The following is a 15,778-nucleotide window of genomic DNA, read 5'->3' as shown; positions in this document are numbered from 1 at the left end:
GCGCGAGATGAGTCGTAGTCGGCGCCAGTTTCTGGCCGACATGGCCAAGGGGGCCTGCGGTGTGGGCCTGCTTGGCGTGGGGCTCGGTGGCGTGGCCCGCCAGCAGGCACAAGCCGTGCCTGCCCAGGCGCTGCGCCCGCCGGCTGCCCTCGACGAGGCCGAGTTTCTCGGCGCCTGCGTGCGCTGCGGGCTTTGCGTCGAGGCATGCCCCTACGACACTCTCAAGCTCGCCCGGCTGTTTGAACCCGTGACCACCGGCACCCCCTACTTCAAGGCGCGCGCCGTCCCGTGCGAGATGTGTGACGACATCCCCTGCGTGGTGGCCTGCCCTAGCGGGGCGCTGGATCAGGCCATGACCGACATCGATCAGGCGCGGATGGGGGTGGCGGTGCTCATCGATCACGAGACCTGCCTCAACTACCTGGGGCTGCGCTGCGACGTCTGCTACCGGGTCTGCCCGCTCATCGACAAGGCGATCACCCTGGAGCTGCAGCACAACCAGCGCACCGGCAAGCACGCCATGTTCCTGCCCACGGTGCACAGCGATGTCTGCACCGGTTGTGGCAAGTGCGAGCATGCCTGCGTGCTGGAGGAGGCGGCCATCAAGGTGGTGCCTCGCCAGCTCGCCAAGGGAGAGATTGGCCACCACTACCGGCTCGGCTGGGAAGAGAAGGCGAAGGCGGGCAAATCGCTCATCGGCGACAGGCTCACTCTGCCGACCCGCAAACCGGAGGGGCTATGAGTCGTTATCCGGGAGCCGAGGCCACGGCCAGGCTGGGCTGGTGGCGGTCACACCGCTTCTTGCTGCTGCGCCGGCTCTGCCAGTTCGGTGTGCTGACGCTGTTCCTGCTGGGGCCGCTGGCGGGCATCTGGATCCTCAAGGGCAATCTCTCCAGCTCGCTGTTGCTGGAGACGGTGCCGCTCACGGATCCGCTGACCCTGCTGCAGTCGTTGGCGGCGGGCCATTGGCCCATCCCCATCCTCTGGCTGGGGGCCGTCATCGTGCTGCTGGGTTACTGGCTGGTCGGGGGACGGGTGTTCTGCTCCTGGGTCTGTCCGGTCAACCTGGTCACCGATGCCGCGGCCTGGCTCAGGGGGCGACTGGGCCTCAAGGGCAACGGTCAGTTCAGCCGCACCACCCGCTACTGGCTGCTGGTCATGGTGCTGGTGGCACCGGCCATCGCTGGTGTACTGGTGTGGGAGCTGGTCAATCCGGTGTCGCTCACCCTGCGCGGCCTGCTGTTTGGCATGGGGGCGGGCTGGGCCTTGCTGGCGGTGCTGTTCCTGTTCGACCTCTTTGTGGTGGAGCGGGGCTGGTGCGGCCATCTCTGTCCGGTGGGGGCCTTCTATGCCCTGGTCAACCGGGTCGGGTTCATCAAGATTTCTGCCAAGGGGCGCGAGCGGTGCAGCAACTGCATGGATTGTTATGCGGTCTGCCCGGAACGTCCCATCCTGCGCGGCCCCGTTCACGGTGCCAAGCGTGGTCACGGGCCCTTGATTGTGGCTCAGGAGTGTACCAACTGCGGCCGTTGCATCGATGTCTGCGCGGAGCAAGTTTTTGAAATCACTGTAGGTTTTGCCGTCAAGGCAGAGAAAACGTCGGAGAACACATAATGAAGAAGCTGATTGGAGCAATGCTGGCCTGTCTGATGGCAGGTTCCTTGATGGCGGCAGTCCCCGAGATCACCAACAGCACGGGGGGCATCAAATCGGAGCGGGGGAGCACGGATCTGGTGACGGATGCTGATGCGGCTCCCATGAAGAACTTTCGCAAGGATGGTGACCTCTACGATCGCCAGTACATGCATCAGCCCCCGCTGATCCCCCACGACACCCGCAACTATGAAGTGGACAACAAGGTCAACAAGTGCCTGGCCTGTCACAGCTTCAAGAACGCCAGCGCCATGAAGGCCCCCAAGATCAGCCCGACTCACTTCGAGACCCGTGACGGCATGACCCTGGGCGAGGTCTCGCCGCGTCGCTACTTCTGCCTGCAGTGCCACGTGCCGCAAGCGGATGCCAAGCCGCTGGTGGAGAATACGTTTAAACCAGTTGAAGCGCTGAACTGAGGAGCCCATAGATGAAATTACCCGGTTTTGTGCAGCGTCTGTGGACCACCTTCAAGTCTCCCTCGAAGGCTGCCCTCTGGGTGCTGCTGTTGATGGGATTCTTCGGCGGGGTCATCTTCTGGGGCGGTTTCAACACCGCCATGGAAGCCTCCAACACCGAGAAGTTCTGTACCGGTTGCCACGAGATGAAGGACAACGTGTTCGTGGAGTACCGCGACACCATCCACTACGCCAACCGTTCCGGCGTGCGCGCCAGCTGCCCGGACTGCCACGTGCCGCACGAGTGGACCTACAAGATCATCCGCAAAGTGCAGGCCTCCAAGGAGCTGTGGGGCATGCTGACCGGCAAGGTGGACACCCGCGAGAAGTTCGAGTCGCACCGGCGCGAGATGGCAGAGCGGGAGTGGAAGCGGATGAAGGACACGGATTCGAGGGAGTGTCGCAACTGCCATAACTTCGAGTACATGGACTTCTCCCTGCAAGGCAAACGGGGTGCCCAGATGCACTCCACCAGTCTTGCCAGCGGCGAGAGCACCTGTATCGACTGTCACAAGGGTATTGCTCACCAGCTGCCCGACATGACGGGCGTGAAGGGCTTCTAAGCCCACCTGATGCAGGCCGGGTTCGCCCGGCCTGTTCATATTCCGCCCGGTCAGGGCAAAAGCGCCGCCGTGCGCCCTTTTAATCCCCCCTCTGGCGCGAGTTTTGGTAGAATCGGCCCGCCGTGAGTCGCAGCGCGTGACCGACTGGTCAAGGTTTGGTCCTGACGGACATGAGCCTCTCCTCGCAATCGAGCGCTGCCAGCCGGGATCCTGGCCACTTTTCTTCTCTTTGCTCACGGTCCTTTGCCATCAGGAGCTGCCCATGGGACAGAAAAACAACGCATTCATTCCCCTCAAGATCGCCGTGCTGACGGTCTCCGACAGCCGTACCGCCGCCGATGACAGCGCGGGCGACTATCTGGTTTCTGCCCTTACCGATGCCGGCCACGTGCTGGCCGACCGGGCGCTCTGCCCCGACAATCTGTTTCGCATTCGCGCTCAGGTGAGCGACTGGATTGCCGATGAGGGGGTACAGGTGGTGCTCATCAACGGCGGCACCGGCTTCAACGAACAAAACCGGGTGCCCGAGGCGGTCGGCGTGCTGTTCGAGCGCACCGTGCAGGGCTTTGGTGAACTGTTCCGCCAGCTCTCCTTTGCCGAAATCAAGGGCTCCGCCATGCAGAGCCGCGCGCTGGCCGGGCTGGCCAATCGCACCCTGATCTGCTGTCTGCCGGGCTCCCCCGGTGCCTGCCAGCTGGGTTGGGAGAAGCTTGTTCAAGACCAGCTCGATGCCCGCACCAAGCCGTGCAACTTTGTCTCCCATCTTTGAGGGCCTTTGATGAACCCGACTGAACCCAAGCAGACTCAGCCCCACCTGACCCATCTCAACCAGAGCGGCGAAGCCCACATGGTGGATGTGACCGACAAGCAGGTGACCGAGCGCGAGGCTCGCGCCGAGGCGTTTGTCACCATGGCCCCCGCGACCCTGGCCCTGATCCTGAGCGGTCAGCACCACAAGGGGGACGTGTTCGCCACCGCCCGCATCGCCGGCATCATGGCGGCCAAGAAGACCTCGGATCTCATTCCCCTCTGCCATCCACTGGCCCTTACCCGGGTGGAGGTAGAGATAGAACCCCAGGCGGAGCAAAATAGGGTCCACATTCGCACCCTCTGCAAGCTGGCTGGCAAGACCGGGGTCGAGATGGAGGCATTGACCGCCGCCTCGGTGGCAGCGCTGACCATCTACGACATGTGCAAGGCGGTGCAAAAGGACATGGTGATCGAACAGGTGCGGCTGGTGGAGAAAAAGGGCGGCAAGTCCGGCCATTTTCAGCTGGGTGTGACTGAAGGAGAACAAGCATGATCAAGGTACTCTTTTTTGCGCAAGTAAGAGAGCTGGTGGCCTGCGACGAGCTGAGCCTGCCTTGTGAGTACGCCACTGCCGAGCAGCTGCGGAGCACCTTAAGCGAGCGCGGCGACAAGTGGGCGCTGGCGCTGGAAGCAGGCAAGCTCTTGGTTGCGGTCAACCAGACCCTGGTGCCGCTGGATACGCCTCTCCATGATGGCGATGAGGTCGCCTTCTTCCCTCCGGTGACCGGAGGTTAAGGATGAGCAACGCAACCATGACCGATCGCATTCTGGTGCAGCGGGATGACTTCTCGCTGGCCGACGAATATGCCCGCCTCGCCGCCCGGCAGGACACCGGCGCCGTGGTCAGCTTTGTCGGCAAGGTGCGCGACTTCAATCAGGGGGAGCATGTGAAGGGGCTGGCCCTCGAGCACTACCCCGGCATGACCGAGAAGGCGCTGACGGACATAGTGGCCGAGGCCCGCAGCCGCTGGCCCCTGCAGGAGTGCACCCTGATCCACCGCATCGGCGAGCTGCTGCTCGGCGATCAGATTGTGCTGGTGGTGGTGAGCAGTGCCCACCGCGAGGCGGCCTTCGAGGCTTGCCACTTCATCATGGATTTCTTGAAAACCCGGGCGCCATTCTGGAAAAAAGAGCTGACCGCCGAAGGGGTAGAACGCTGGGTCGAGGCCAAGGAGAGCGACAACACTGCCGCCGCCCGCTGGCAAGCTTGATCTGTTCAAGGGGCTGGCTCATCGGGAGCCGCGGCCCCTGTTTTCGGGGCCGCCTCCTCCTACGGGGACCGATAAAAGCGTCCCCATTCAGGAGGTAAAGGAATGAAACCGCTGTTATCCGTTGTCATTGCAGGGGTCTGCGCTAGTGCGCTGCAGGCAGGTGCCGTACAGGCCGACGAGGTCAAGGTGGCCGTGGCCGCCAACTTCAAGGGCACCATAGAGCGCATCGGCAAGGAGTTCACCGCCAAGACCGGCCACACCCTGGCCATCTCCTCCGCCGCGACCGGGGTGCTCTACACCCAGATCAGCCACGGCGCCCCGTTCGATCTCTTCCTCTCCGCCGACGTGAAAACCCCGCAGAAGCTGGAGCAGGAAGGCAAGGGGAGCGAGCGTTTCACCTACGCCATCGGCCAGCTGGGCCTATGGCAGAAGGGGGGGCCGGCGCCTGACGAGGCAACCCTGCGCAGCTGGAAGGGCAACCTTGCCATCGCCAACCCGAAAACCGCACCCTACGGCACCGCCGCCATGGCGACCCTCGACCATCTCAAGATCGATCCCAAGCAGTACCGTCTGCTGACCGGCACCAATATCGGCCAGACCTGGCAGTTCGTCGACACCGGCAACGCCGAGCTGGGCTTCGTCGCTTGGGCAAACCTGGTGGAAGCGGGCAAGACCGGCGAAGCCTGGGCCGTACCGGCTGACCTCTACCCCCCCATCGAACAGCAGGGGCTGGTATTGAAGAAAGGGGCCGTGGTCGAGGCGCTGGTTGCCTGGCTCAAGGGGCCCGGTCAGGCACAGATCAAGGCTGCGGGCTATGCACTGCCGCAGTGATGGCATGGCCGATCTGCTAACGGTTGGCTGGCCTTCGGGTCGGCCCGCCAGTGCGATGAAGGAACGCTTTCTATGGTTGTCGGCATCTACCCGGGAGGAAGGCGATGAGTGAAGGGGATCTGCTGGCGGTCTGGCTTACCCTGAAGCTGGCAGCCAGCACCACCATCATCCTGTTGCTGCTCTCGCCGCCGCTGGCCTGGTGGTTGTCGCGCAGCCAGCACCGGCTCAGACCCGTGGTGGAGGCCCTGGTGGCCCTGCCACTGGTGCTGCCGCCAACGGTGCTCGGTTTCTATCTGTTGCTGGCCTTCTCCCCCTCCTATGGGCTGGGGGCCTGGTGGCGCGACACCTTCGGGGCGCCGCTCGCCTTCAGTTTTACCGGTCTGCTGCTCGCCTCCATCCTCTACTCGCTTCCCTTCGTGGTGCAGCCGCTCACCTCCGCCTTCGTCAACATGGGCAACAAGGAGCTGGAGGCCGCCGCCACTCTGGGCTTCGGCCCGGTTGAGCGCTTCTTTCACATCATCTTGCCGATGACCCTGCCCAGCTTCGTGATGGCGGCGGCGCTCGGCTTTGCCCACACCCTGGGGGAGTTCGGGGTGGTGTTGATGATTGGCGGCAACATCCCCGGCGAGACCCAGGTACTCTCCATCGCCCTGTTTGATCATGTGGAGGCGATGGATTACCAGAATGCCCATATTCTGGCGGGCGGCCTGATGGGCTTCTCGCTGGTGATGCTGGTGCTGGTGTATGGCGTGCTGCAGCGCCGGCAACGGAGGCTGTTCGGATGAGCGACACCCGCAAGGCGCAACCGTTGCAACTCAAGGCGAGGCGGGCGTTTGGCGCCTTTACCCTCGACTGTGAACTGGCACTGGAGCTTGGGGGCATCCTCGGTCTGTTCGGCCCCTCCGGTTGCGGCAAGAGCAGCCTGCTGCGCATCATCGCCGGGCTGGACAGGGCGCCGGGCGACAAGCTGAACTGGCAGGGCAGGGCGCTGAGCGATCTGCTGCCCGAGGCGCGCCGCATCGGGTTGGTGTTTCAGGATTCGCGCCTCTTCCCCCATCTGAGCGTTCTTGGCAACCTGCAACTGGCGGCCCGCAAGGGGCGAGGGCGTTGGCAGCCCGAGACGCTGGCAACGCGGCTCGGCTTTGCCGAACTGCTGCCCCAGCCGGCTCACGGCCTCTCCGGCGGCCAGCGCCAGCGGGTGGCACTGGCCCGGGCTCTGTTGGCCGAACCGGATTTGCTGCTGCTGGATGAACCTTTTTCCGCGCTGGACAGACGGAGCCGAATCCATCAGGCCCACGTGCTCAAGGGCTTGCAGCAGGAGAGCGGCATCCCGATGATCTTCGTCAGCCACGCCATGGAGGAGGTGAGCCTGCTCTGCGATCAGCTGGTGCTGCTGGCGGATGGCCGGGTGGAGGCGCAAGATCGGCCGAGCGAGATCTTCGCCCGTACCGACCTTTCGCTTGCCAGTCGCGACGACGCCGGGGTGATGCTGACGGCGACCCTCTCTCACTACGATGAAGAGGAGCAGATGGCAACCCTGCTGCTCGGCGAGCAGCTGTTGCGGGTCACCATGACCCAGGTGCCGGACGATGGTGGCCCCTTGCAGATCAAGGTGGCCGGGCGAGACGTGGTGATTGCCACCGCCCCCATCGAACACTCCAGCCTCTCCAACTGCCTCACCACCCGACTGCTGGCCGAACGCGAAGTGCGCCCCGGCCAGACCCTGTTGCAGTTGGCGCTGGGTCAGCAGATACTGCTGGCCCGGATCACCAGCCGCTCCGCCAGACGGCTGGCGCTTGCCCCGAACCAGCAGATCTACGCCTACATCAAGGCGGTGAGCCTGGTCAGCGAAGGTTGAGCGGATTGTAGAAGAGGCAGAAAATCAGGATGGTTCAGCGGATGAGTCGAGAGGCAATGAACTGATGCGCCGCAATCAGGTGATGAAATCCAACGGTCTTGCCCTGCGCAGCGCGGGGGAGGGCCCCTTGTTGTTGCTGCTGCACGGGCTGGGTTCCTCCAGCCTCGACTGGCAGGCGCAGATCGAACGCTTTTCCGAGCACTACCGGGTGGTGGCGCTGGATCTGCGCGGTCACGGCCAGAGCATGCAGGAGGGGCCGTTCGACGTGGCGACCCTGGCGGCAGACGTGGTGAACTGGCTAGATGAACAGCCTGAGCCCGCCTGGGTGGTAGGGTTGTCGCTCGGGGCCATGGTGGCGCTGGAGCTGGCGCTGCAACTGCCGCACAAGGTACAAGGGCTGGTGCTGGTCAACGGCTTTAGCGAATTTTTGCTGGAGACGCCAAAAGAGCAGGAGCGCTTTGCCCAGCGCCTCAAGTGGCTGCGCTGGTTCGGCCTGCGGCCGCTCGCCTGGTGGCTCGGCCGCGAGCTCTTTCCCGGCCCCGACCTTGCCCAGGTGCGTCATACCTTCCGGCTGCGTTTCGTGCGCAACAAGAAGAAAACCTACAAGGCGCTGCTGGAGGCGCTGCCCGGTTGGTCGGTGCGCGCCCGGCTCGGCAACATCTGGCAGCCGGTGGCCATCATCTCCACCAGCCACGACTATCTGCCGCTCGCCAAGCGGGTAGAGCAGTTCGCCTCCCTGCCCAATGCCACCATCCACACCCCCAACGGCCACCACGCCTGGCCGGCGGAAGATCCCTCCGGCTTCAATCATCTGTTGCAGCGGATCCTCTCAACCCATTGAGGGGAGCAGGCAGCAGAGGTAGATAAAAAAGCCGACCCAAGGGTCGGCTTTTTGTTGGCGTAAAGGCTCGCTGGGGTGGTTCACCCGTGCGAGCAGACCGGGCAGTCGGGGCGCTTGGGCAGCTTCATTTCGCGAAAGGTGCCGCCAAGGCCGTCGATCATCAGCAGGCGGCCGCTGTAACTGCGGCCCATCCCTACCAAGAGTTTGATGGCTTCGAGCGCCTGCAGGCTGCCCACCAGTCCCACCACAGGTGCCAGCACCCCCGCCTCGACGCAGGTGAGCGCCTGCTCGCCAAACAGGGCGCTGAGGCAGGCGTAGCAGGGTTCCCCCTCCTGCCAGGTGAAGCTGCAGACTTGTCCCTCCAGCCGGATGGCGGCGCCGCTGACCAGCGGCACGCCATGCTGGCGGGCCTTTTGGTTGAGCAGGTTGCGAATGGCCAGGTTGTCGGTGCAATCCAATACCAGCTGGTGGCGGGGCAACAGGGTATCGAGCAGCGCCTCGTCGGCCACGGCGTCGTGGGTCTCCACGTTGAGCCAGGGGTTGAGGGCACGCAGGGACTGGGCAGCGGATTCCACCTTGTAGTGGCCGATGCGCTCATCGGTGTGCAGCACCTGGCGCTGCAGGTTGGAGAGCTCCACCCGATCGAAATCGACCAGGGTGAGCTGGCCGACCCCGGCCACCGCCAGATACTGGCTGGCGGCGCAGCCGAGGCCGCCGGCGCCGATCACCAGCACATGAGCCTGCTTGAGCGCCTCCTGCCCCTCGAAGTCGAAGGACTTGAGGATGATCTGGCGGTTGTAGCGCAAGAGCTCGGCATCGCTCAGGATCTCCCTCACAGCAGCAATCCCCCGAATGGTTCGACGGTGACCGTCTCGCCTGCCGCAACGCGGCCCCGCTCGCGCTCAAGGACGATGTAGCAGTTGGCCCGCGACAGGGAGCTGAACACGGCGGAGTCCTGCGAGCCGGTGCTGCGCACCTCCAGGCCGTTTTGCCCCTGAGCCAGGATGCCGCGCTGGAAGTCGAGCCGGCCCGGCGCCTTCTTGAGCGGCTCTGTGGCAATGGCTTGCAGTTGAAGCGGGCGTTCGAAACGTTGGCCGGCCAGCTTGGCCAGCGCCGGTTGCACCAGCTGATCGAAGGTGACCATGGCGGAGACCGGGTTGCCCGGCAGGCCGAAGAACCAGGCATGGGGCAGACGACCGAAGGCAAACGGCTTGCCCGGCTTGATGGCCAGCTTCCAGAAGCCGATTTCGCCGAGCTCCTCCAGCAGCTGTTTGGTGAAGTCCGCTTCCCCCACCGAGACGCCGCCGGTGGTGATGAGGGCGTCGGCTTCGCGATCGGCCTTCAGAAAGGCGGCGCGCAGTTGGGCCGGATCGTCCGGGATGATGCCAAGGTCGAGGCAGTCGCAGCCCATGCGATCCAGCATGGCCCGCACGCCGTAGCGGTTGGAATCGTAGATGTCGCCGTGGGCGAGGGGAGTGCCGACCGGCTTGAGCTCGTCACCGGTACTGAAGATGGCCACTTTTAGCGGCCGACGTACCGACACGCTGGCAATGCCGAGGGAGGCCAGCAGCGGCATCTCCCGGGCGGTGAGGCGAGTACCGGCAGCGAGCACGCTGGCGCCCTCGCGGATGTCTTCGCCGCGGCGGCGAATGTTCTGGCCGGGCACCGGCGTGGTCAAAAAGGTGATCCTGTCGCCGTCGGCCTGCGTTTCTTCTTGCATCACCACCGCATCCGTCCCGGCGGGCACCGGGGCGCCGGTCATGATGCGCACGCAGTGGCCGGCGGGCCACTCACCCTGATAGGGCTGACCGGCAAAGGCCTTGCCCGCCATGATGAGGGGGGCGCCGCCGGCGAGATCCGCCAGCCGCACCGCGTAACCATCCATGGCGGAGTTGTCGAACGGAGGCACGGAGAGAGGGGAGGCGATATCCATGGCGAGTACCCGGCCAAGGGCCTCTGGCAGGGGCAGCTGTTCGCTCTCGCTGCAGCCGTCAAGCTGTGCCAGCATGCCCTGCAGGGCGTCGCTCAGGGGGAGTAGTCCGCTGGTATCAAATCCCATGTCATGACCTCATTGTGTGATGGAGGGGGAGTAGAGGGCGGATTATCCCAAAAATCCTGCTGGATGGGCAGGTTGCCGCGGGATAAAACCAACTGGCTGCACAGATAGGCAGCGACCGGAGCGAAAGGGTACCCCCGTATGGGGAGCGCCGGCGGGGTAAAATTCGCCGGATTGGCATAAAGTCAGGGAACGGGCTTGAGTTAGCTTGAATTATGACAATAATCGCCGTTTACTATTGCGCCAAAACAGAATGCCGTCATAGACAAGGCGGCCATCACAGTCCCTGAGCGTGGGAGAGGAACAAGATGACGAGCTTAAGTCGGGAAGCCCTGTTGGTCAGGGCCGCCCTCGAGGCCGAGGGCCTCGAAACACCTCTGGTGGCCAATGCACTGGACGGTCAGCAGAAGCGGGAGAAGATCGAAGGCCACATGCGCGCCATCATGGAGACGCTGGGGCTGGATCTGGCCGATGACAGTCTGGCGGAGACGCCGCACCGCATCGCCAAAATGTACGTCAACGAGATCTTCTCCGGCCTCGATTACGCCACCTTCCCCAAGGTGACGGTGATCGAGAACAAGATGAAGGTGGACGAGATGATCATGGTGCGGGACATCAGCCTCACCAGCACCTGCGAGCACCACTTCGTCACCATCGATGGGCTGGCCCATGTGGCCTACATCCCCCGTGGCAAGGTGATCGGGCTGTCGAAAATCAACCGCATCGTGCAGTTCTTTGCCCGCCGTCCCCAGGTGCAGGAGCGACTGACCCAGCAGATCCTGCTGGCGTTGCAGACCCTGCTCGGCACCAAGGACGTGGCCATCAGCATCAAGGCGACCCACTTCTGCGTGAAGGCCCGCGGCGTGATGGACTCCACCTCCTATACCACCACCACTTCCCTCGGTGGGGTGTTCAAGACCCAGCCCGATACCCGCGCCGAATTCCTGGCCGGCCTGAAGAGCTGACAGGCAAGGAGACATGGCGCCGCAGCGCCGTGTCTCCTTGATATTTCCCCTCCTTTTTCCTTCTCCTGACTGCCCGCTGGTTGCCCCGACGATTTTCCTCAAGGGATTGGCAGGCCCGGTCGATATATCTTTCCATGGCTTGGGTGCACTCCTGGGGAGCGCATCCAAGTCAGCAAGGTGCCTGTTCCGGCGGCTCTCTCGACCGGGGTCTTGCTGCCGTTTCCCTGCCATGTGCCATTGCGGCTTGGGCTCGGCGCTTGGGCAGATCGGCACTTGGGCAGATCGGCACTTTGGCAACACTGTTCGCCTCGTTCATGCAAGGACATAGATTCATCAAGGCTGGATGAGCCGCCATGGAGGCGGTGACTGCGGATCGTATCGCTACGGTCCAGACGAGCGTTATCTGTTCACTCATATCCAGGACACGCCATGAATACCAGTACCATGACCATTGGCAAGAAACTCACCGCAGGCTTTGCCGTGCTCGGCCTGATGATGGCCTTTATCGGCGGTTTCTCGTTGCTGCAGTTCGGCAACATGAACCGGGCGGCCATCGGCTTTACCGACAGCATACTGCCCGCCGTGGTGCGCACCAGCACCCTGGGTGAGACCATCAACACTCTGCGCCGCTATGAACTGGATGTGTTTCTGGTGGCGGCCGATCCGCAGCAGAGAGCCCACTATCGGGATCTCAGCGAGCAGAGCCTGCAAGAGGTTGCCCGGCAGGTCAAAGCCCACGACGCCACCATCTGGGCAGAGGATGTGGAGGAGCGTCGCACCTTCGACATCGTCAAGCAGGACTGGGACAAGTACGTCGGCCTGCACCAGCGCGTGCGGTTGATGCAGGATGGTGGCCAGCTGGCCGAGGCCCAGCAGCTGTTCATGAGCGAGGGAGTCACCCTCTATACCAATCTGGCCAAGTCGGTGGCGGATCTGATCCGCATCAACCACGGCTACTCCGTCAACTCCCGTGCCCAGGTAGTGGAGGCGTTTGACAGCGCCAAGCTGAGCATCATCATCGCCCTGCTGCTGGGACTGGGGCTGGCGGGCGTGCTCTCCACCGTGCTGACCCGCCAGATCCGCGATCCCTTGGTGATGCTGGCCCGTCAGGCGCAGCGCATCGCGAGCGGTGATCTGGGCAAAGGCGAACTGCAGGAGTGGATCCGCGGCAGTCGCTTCAAGCGTGACGAGCTGGGCCAGCTCGGCGCAGCCATCGATCGCATGCAGGGTGCGCTTGCGGATCTGGTGAGCGAGATCGCCGGCTCGGTGAGCCAGCTTAGCAGCGCGGTGGAGGAGGTGAGCGCCATCTCCGAGCAATCTGCTACCGGCATGGCTCGCCAGCAGAGCGAGGTTTCCCAGGTCGCCACCGCCATGAACGAGATGCAGTCCACCGTCAACGAGGTGGCCCGCAACACCACGGACGCCATGAGTGCCGCCAAGGATGCCTCCCGCACCTCGACCCAGGGTAATCAGGTAGTGCGCAGCGCCATCAGCAGCATCGAGGAGGTGTCGGTGAAGATTGAGCAGGCGGGCGCCGTGGTGCAGCAGCTGGAGCAGGACAGCAACAACATCAGCATGGTGCTGGACGTCATTCGCGGTATCGCCGAGCAGACCAACCTGCTGGCGCTCAACGCGGCCATCGAGGCGGCCCGTGCCGGCGAGCAGGGTCGTGGCTTTGCGGTCGTTGCCGACGAGGTGCGCTCCCTGGCCCAGCGCACCCAGAACTCCACCGCCGAGATCAGCAAGATGATCGAGGTGTTGCAGGAGCGTACCGCCGAGGCGGGCAGCGCCATGCAGCTGAGTCGCCAGCAGATGCAGGAGAGCGTGGGGCTGGCCCGGGAAGCGGGCAGCAGCATCGACACCATCAATGGTGCCGTCACCCAGATCACCGACATGAACACCCTGATCGCCACCGCCACCGAGGAGCAGAACGCGGTGACAGAAGAGCTTAACCGCAGCATCGTCAACATCCACAATGCGGCCGACGAGAACGCCCTGGGGGCCCAGCAGACCGCCCAGGCTTGTGTGGAGCTGAGCAAGCTGGCCAATACGCTGCACCATATGACCCAGCGCTTTACCCTCTAAGGCTGACCCTTGGTCACAGATAACAGAAGGCCCCGCCAATCGGTGGGGCCTTGTTGTTTCTGGCAGGTTTGCTGATCGCAGGGTGGATTAGCACAGCGTCATCGGCCGGCGCCAGACCCTTTATCCGACCATTTAGCTCAGGCCGACGATATCGTCGATATCGATATGACGGTAGGCCGGCAGGCTGTCGAGGCGGTGGCTTGGCCTGCAACTGCCACTCCCATCAACCATCAGCTCAGGCCGACTATCTCGCCGTTATCGTCGATGTCGATATGACGGTAGGCCGGCAGGCTGCCAAGGCCCGGCATGGTCATGATGGGGCCCGCAAGGGCATAGACGAAACCGGCACCGGCGCACAGCTTCACCTCCTCGATGGGCACCTCGAAGTCCGTTGGCACCCCCTTGAGGGCCGGATCATGGCTGATGGAGAGCGGCGTCTTGGCCACGCAGACCGGCAAGTGATCCCACCCCTCGGCAGAGAGTTGTGCCAGCTGCTGGCGTGCGCGCTCAGAGAGCTGCACGCCGCGCCCGCCATAACCGCACTCCACCAGGGTCGCCAGCTTGGCGTCGAGGCTCATCTCGTCGGGGTAGAGCAGTTTGACTTTGCCTGGCTGCTCACAGGCGGCCACCACGACCTGGGCCAGCTCGCTGGCACCGGACCCACCCTGGGTAAAGGCGCTGGAGATGGCGCTGCCACAAGCGCCGGCTCGCAGCGCCGCGCGGGCCAGCAAGGCCAGTTCGGCTTCGCTGTCGGTGGGGAAGCGGTTGATGGCGACCACCACCGGCACCCCGTAGCGGCGGGCATTGGCGATGTGCCAGCCGAGGTTGGCGCAGCCCTGCTCGAGGGTCGGCAGATCCTCGCGCAGCAGGCTTTCCGGCAGCGGCTGGCCCGGTCGAATGTCGAGCAGGCCACTGTTGGCCTTGAGGCCGCGCACCGTCGCTACCAGCACCACGCAGGCCGGCGTGATGCCGGACTGGCGGTGCTTGATGTTGAAGAACTTCTCCAGCCCCATATCGGAGCCAAAGCCCGCCTCGGTCACCACGTAATCGGTGATGCCGAGGGCCATGCGATCGGCGATCACCGAGGAGTTGCCGTGGGCGATGTTGGCAAAGGGGCCGGCGTGCACCAGCACCGGGGTCTGCTCGGTGGTCTGCATCAGGGTTGGTTGCAGGGCCTCTTTGAGCAGCACCGTCATGGCCCCCGCCACTTCCAGCTGCTCGGCGGTGATGGGCTTGCCGCGCAGGTCCCGGGCCAGCTGGATGCGGCCGATGCGCTGGCGCAGGTCTTTCAGATCGCTCGCCAGCGCCAGAATGGCCATCAGCTCGGAGGCGGCGGTGATGACGAAGCGATCCTGGCGCTCGACGCCATCGGCGGCGGCCCCCTGTCCAATCGTGAGGTGGCGTAGGGCGCGGTCGTTCATGTCAAGGGTGCGCGGCCAGAGGATGTTGTCTGCATCGATATCGAGCCGCTGCAAACCGGTTCTGGCGCTGAACTGGTCGCCGAGCTTGCGCTCATGGAACAGGCGGGCATCGAGGGCCGCCGCCGCCAGGTTGTGGGCGGCGGTGAGGGCGTGAAAATCGCCGGTGAGGTGGAGGTTCATCTCCTCCATCGGCACCACCTGGGCGTGACCGCCACCGGCGGAGCCCCCCTTGACCCCGAACACCGGGCCCAGGCTCGGCTGGCGGATGGTGGCGATGCTGGGCTGACCGATATGGTTGAGCCCCATGGAGAGGCCGAGGGTGGTCACCGTCTTGCCCTCGCCAAGCGGGGTGGGGGTGATAGCGCTCACCAGCACCAGCTTGCCCGCCGGTTTGGGGAGAGACTTGAGCAGCTCGAGGTTGAGTTTGCCCTTGTAATGACCGTAAGGATGGAGCTGGTGCGAAGGGATGGCGAGGCGTTCGGCCAGCGCGTGAATGGGGAGACGGGGGGACTGGCGGGAGATCTCGATATCGCTTAGCATCAGCACCTCGTTGGCATGTCAGGTCAAATATGCGGCGCAGTCTAGTGGAATCAACAGGGTTATCCAATGAGTAATAATATTTTGTCCGGCAATCGTGAGCTGCATCTAACGCCCATCGAGCTGGATCTCAACGCCCTCTATCACCCGCCCAAACAGCCGTTGACCGCGCTGGGGGTCGTCAGCGCCTTCATTCCACTGTTTGGTTACGGCTGGCAGGCGATGACCCAGGATCCCGAGACCCATTTTCGCCATGAACTGGGCAAGCGCATCAACAAGCACAAGACCGACGAGGCCAATCTCATCCTGACACTGCAGCTGGCCGGCATGCTCGACTGCCACTGTCTGCACATCACCTTGCCCTATGCCTTTGACGAGGCGCAGTTGGCGACCCTGCGCCAGCGCCTGCCGCGCTGGCAGCTGAGCCTGCACGACCTGCTGCTGGTGGCCGAGCTGCCGCTGCCTGCCGATAGCGTCGCCTCATAGCCATTC

At 64.0% G+C, this 15,778-nt stretch carries 18 protein-coding genes; 15 read left to right on the top strand and 3 right to left on the bottom strand.

All coding sequences use genetic code 11. The features are described 5' to 3' along the window. Positions 1-7 precede the first annotated feature (7 nt). The 12 genes from napG (at position 8) to AACQ43_RS02320 (ending at position 8,222) form a co-directional block, all read left to right on the top strand. Complete coding sequence (gene napG / locus AACQ43_RS02375; RefSeq protein ID WP_168965721.1) at positions 8-742, top strand: ferredoxin-type protein NapG; 735 nt, start codon at positions 8-10, stop codon at positions 740-742. Further along, complete coding sequence (napH, locus tag AACQ43_RS02370; RefSeq protein ID WP_168965719.1) at positions 739-1,614, top strand: quinol dehydrogenase ferredoxin subunit NapH; 876 nt, start codon at positions 739-741, stop codon at positions 1,612-1,614. The genes napG and napH overlap by 4 nt, the downstream gene beginning before the upstream one ends. Beyond that, positions 1,614-2,069 (top strand): nitrate reductase cytochrome c-type subunit, encoded by a 456-nt coding sequence (locus tag AACQ43_RS02365; protein WP_005299342.1) that lies wholly within the window; start codon positions 1,614-1,616, stop codon positions 2,067-2,069. The genes napH and AACQ43_RS02365 overlap by 1 nt, the downstream gene beginning before the upstream one ends. An 11-nt stretch (positions 2,070-2,080) precedes the next feature. Next, positions 2,081-2,671, top strand: coding sequence for a cytochrome c3 family protein (locus AACQ43_RS02360; protein WP_011705485.1), 591 nt, complete (start codon positions 2,081-2,083; stop codon positions 2,669-2,671). 262 nt (positions 2,672-2,933) lie between these two features. Continuing rightward, a complete protein-coding gene (moaB, locus tag AACQ43_RS02355; RefSeq protein WP_011705486.1) occupies positions 2,934-3,440 on the top strand; it encodes a molybdenum cofactor biosynthesis protein B in 507 nt (168 codons plus the stop codon). A 9-nt stretch (positions 3,441-3,449) separates the two neighbouring features. Next, complete coding sequence (moaC, locus tag AACQ43_RS02350) at positions 3,450-3,974, top strand: cyclic pyranopterin monophosphate synthase MoaC (RefSeq protein WP_168965717.1); 525 nt, start codon at positions 3,450-3,452, stop codon at positions 3,972-3,974. Next, positions 3,971-4,216: a molybdopterin synthase sulfur carrier subunit gene (gene moaD, locus AACQ43_RS02345; protein WP_168965715.1), complete on the top strand. Its 246-nt coding sequence runs from the start codon at positions 3,971-3,973 to the stop codon at positions 4,214-4,216. The genes moaC and moaD overlap by 4 nt, the downstream gene beginning before the upstream one ends. A 2-nt stretch (positions 4,217-4,218) precedes the next feature. Further along, positions 4,219-4,692 carry a molybdopterin synthase catalytic subunit MoaE gene (gene moaE, locus AACQ43_RS02340; protein ID WP_168965713.1) on the top strand — a complete coding sequence of 158 codons (474 nt, stop codon included), beginning with the start codon at positions 4,219-4,221 and terminating at the stop codon, positions 4,690-4,692. 102 nt (positions 4,693-4,794) lie between these two features. Then, positions 4,795-5,523 (top strand): molybdate ABC transporter substrate-binding protein, encoded by a 729-nt coding sequence (gene modA / locus AACQ43_RS02335; RefSeq protein ID WP_168965711.1) that lies wholly within the window; start codon positions 4,795-4,797, stop codon positions 5,521-5,523. Positions 5,524-5,627: 104 nt separating this feature from the next. Beyond that, positions 5,628-6,308: a molybdate ABC transporter permease subunit gene (modB, locus tag AACQ43_RS02330; protein WP_128816355.1), complete on the top strand. Its 681-nt coding sequence runs from the start codon at positions 5,628-5,630 to the stop codon at positions 6,306-6,308. Beyond that, entirely contained in the window at positions 6,305-7,381 is a 1,077-nt protein-coding gene (gene modC / locus AACQ43_RS02325) for a molybdenum ABC transporter ATP-binding protein (protein ID WP_168965709.1), read from the top strand. The genes modB and modC overlap by 4 nt, the downstream gene beginning before the upstream one ends. Before the next feature lie 64 nt (positions 7,382-7,445). Beyond that, a complete protein-coding gene (locus tag AACQ43_RS02320; RefSeq protein ID WP_016350261.1) occupies positions 7,446-8,222 on the top strand; it encodes an alpha/beta fold hydrolase in 777 nt (258 codons plus the stop codon). A gap of 80 nt (positions 8,223-8,302) precedes the next feature. Here the strand turns inward: AACQ43_RS02320 and moeB are convergent, their stop codons facing one another. Continuing rightward, a complete protein-coding gene (moeB, locus tag AACQ43_RS02315; RefSeq protein ID WP_168965707.1) occupies positions 8,303-9,058 on the bottom strand; it encodes a molybdopterin-synthase adenylyltransferase MoeB in 756 nt (251 codons plus the stop codon). Next, entirely contained in the window at positions 9,055-10,281 is a 1,227-nt protein-coding gene (gene moeA, locus AACQ43_RS02310; protein WP_168965705.1) for a molybdopterin molybdotransferase MoeA, read from the bottom strand. Before moeA ends, moeB begins: the two co-directional genes overlap by 4 nt. 305 nt (positions 10,282-10,586) lie before the next feature. Here moeA and folE point away from each other — a divergent pair, with 305 nt between their 5' ends. Next, positions 10,587-11,243 (top strand): GTP cyclohydrolase I FolE, encoded by a 657-nt coding sequence (folE, locus tag AACQ43_RS02305; protein WP_076359909.1) that lies wholly within the window; start codon positions 10,587-10,589, stop codon positions 11,241-11,243. 429 nt (positions 11,244-11,672) lie between these two features. After that, positions 11,673-13,328, top strand: a complete 1,656-nt coding sequence (locus AACQ43_RS02300) for a methyl-accepting chemotaxis protein (RefSeq protein ID WP_029303421.1) — start codon at positions 11,673-11,675, stop codon at positions 13,326-13,328. A 230-nt stretch (positions 13,329-13,558) separates the two neighbouring features. On the opposite strand, the gene AACQ43_RS02295 is transcribed toward AACQ43_RS02300, so the two are convergent. Next, positions 13,559-15,289 carry a formate--tetrahydrofolate ligase gene (locus tag AACQ43_RS02295; RefSeq protein ID WP_168965703.1) on the bottom strand — a complete coding sequence of 577 codons (1,731 nt, stop codon included), beginning with the start codon at positions 15,287-15,289 and terminating at the stop codon, positions 13,559-13,561. A gap of 66 nt (positions 15,290-15,355) precedes the next feature. On the opposite strand from AACQ43_RS02295, the gene AACQ43_RS02290 reads away from it, so the two are divergent. After that, complete coding sequence (locus AACQ43_RS02290) at positions 15,356-15,772, top strand: hypothetical protein (RefSeq protein WP_168965701.1); 417 nt, start codon at positions 15,356-15,358, stop codon at positions 15,770-15,772. Positions 15,773-15,778: the final 6 nt, after the last annotated feature.

The organism is Aeromonas sp. DNRA1, assembly GCF_963888745.1.
Classification (GTDB): Bacteria; Pseudomonadota; Gammaproteobacteria; order Enterobacterales; family Aeromonadaceae; genus Aeromonas; species Aeromonas hydrophila.
This window is presented reverse-complemented; position numbering and strand designations above follow the sequence as displayed.

Excerpts from the sequence above, each read along its gene's own strand:
- modA (WP_168965711.1), top strand. The coding sequence starts at position 4,795 with ATGAAACCGCTGTTATCCGTTGTCATTGCAGGGGTCTGCGCTAGTGCG.
- moaE (WP_168965713.1), top strand. The coding sequence starts at position 4,219 with ATGAGCAACGCAACCATGACCGATCGCATTCTGGTGCAGCGGGATGAC.
- moaC (WP_168965717.1), top strand. The coding sequence starts at position 3,450 with ATGAACCCGACTGAACCCAAGCAGACTCAGCCCCACCTGACCCATCTC.
- AACQ43_RS02360 (WP_011705485.1), top strand. The coding sequence starts at position 2,081 with ATGAAATTACCCGGTTTTGTGCAGCGTCTGTGGACCACCTTCAAGTCT.
- moaB (WP_011705486.1), top strand. The coding sequence starts at position 2,934 with ATGGGACAGAAAAACAACGCATTCATTCCCCTCAAGATCGCCGTGCTG.
- napG (WP_168965721.1), top strand. The coding sequence starts at position 8 with ATGAGTCGTAGTCGGCGCCAGTTTCTGGCCGACATGGCCAAGGGGGCC.
- moaD (WP_168965715.1), top strand. The coding sequence starts at position 3,971 with ATGATCAAGGTACTCTTTTTTGCGCAAGTAAGAGAGCTGGTGGCCTGC.
- folE (WP_076359909.1), top strand. The coding sequence starts at position 10,587 with ATGACGAGCTTAAGTCGGGAAGCCCTGTTGGTCAGGGCCGCCCTCGAG.
- AACQ43_RS02290 (WP_168965701.1), top strand. The coding sequence starts at position 15,356 with ATGAGTAATAATATTTTGTCCGGCAATCGTGAGCTGCATCTAACGCCC.
- modC (WP_168965709.1), top strand. The coding sequence starts at position 6,305 with ATGAGCGACACCCGCAAGGCGCAACCGTTGCAACTCAAGGCGAGGCGG.
- moeA (WP_168965705.1), bottom strand. The coding sequence starts at position 10,281 with ATGGGATTTGATACCAGCGGACTACTCCCCCTGAGCGACGCCCTGCAG.
- AACQ43_RS02320 (WP_016350261.1), top strand. The coding sequence starts at position 7,446 with ATGCGCCGCAATCAGGTGATGAAATCCAACGGTCTTGCCCTGCGCAGC.
- modB (WP_128816355.1), top strand. The coding sequence starts at position 5,628 with ATGAGTGAAGGGGATCTGCTGGCGGTCTGGCTTACCCTGAAGCTGGCA.
- AACQ43_RS02295 (WP_168965703.1), bottom strand. The coding sequence starts at position 15,289 with ATGCTAAGCGATATCGAGATCTCCCGCCAGTCCCCCCGTCTCCCCATT.
- AACQ43_RS02300 (WP_029303421.1), top strand. The coding sequence starts at position 11,673 with ATGAATACCAGTACCATGACCATTGGCAAGAAACTCACCGCAGGCTTT.
- AACQ43_RS02365 (WP_005299342.1), top strand. The coding sequence starts at position 1,614 with ATGAAGAAGCTGATTGGAGCAATGCTGGCCTGTCTGATGGCAGGTTCC.
- napH (WP_168965719.1), top strand. The coding sequence starts at position 739 with ATGAGTCGTTATCCGGGAGCCGAGGCCACGGCCAGGCTGGGCTGGTGG.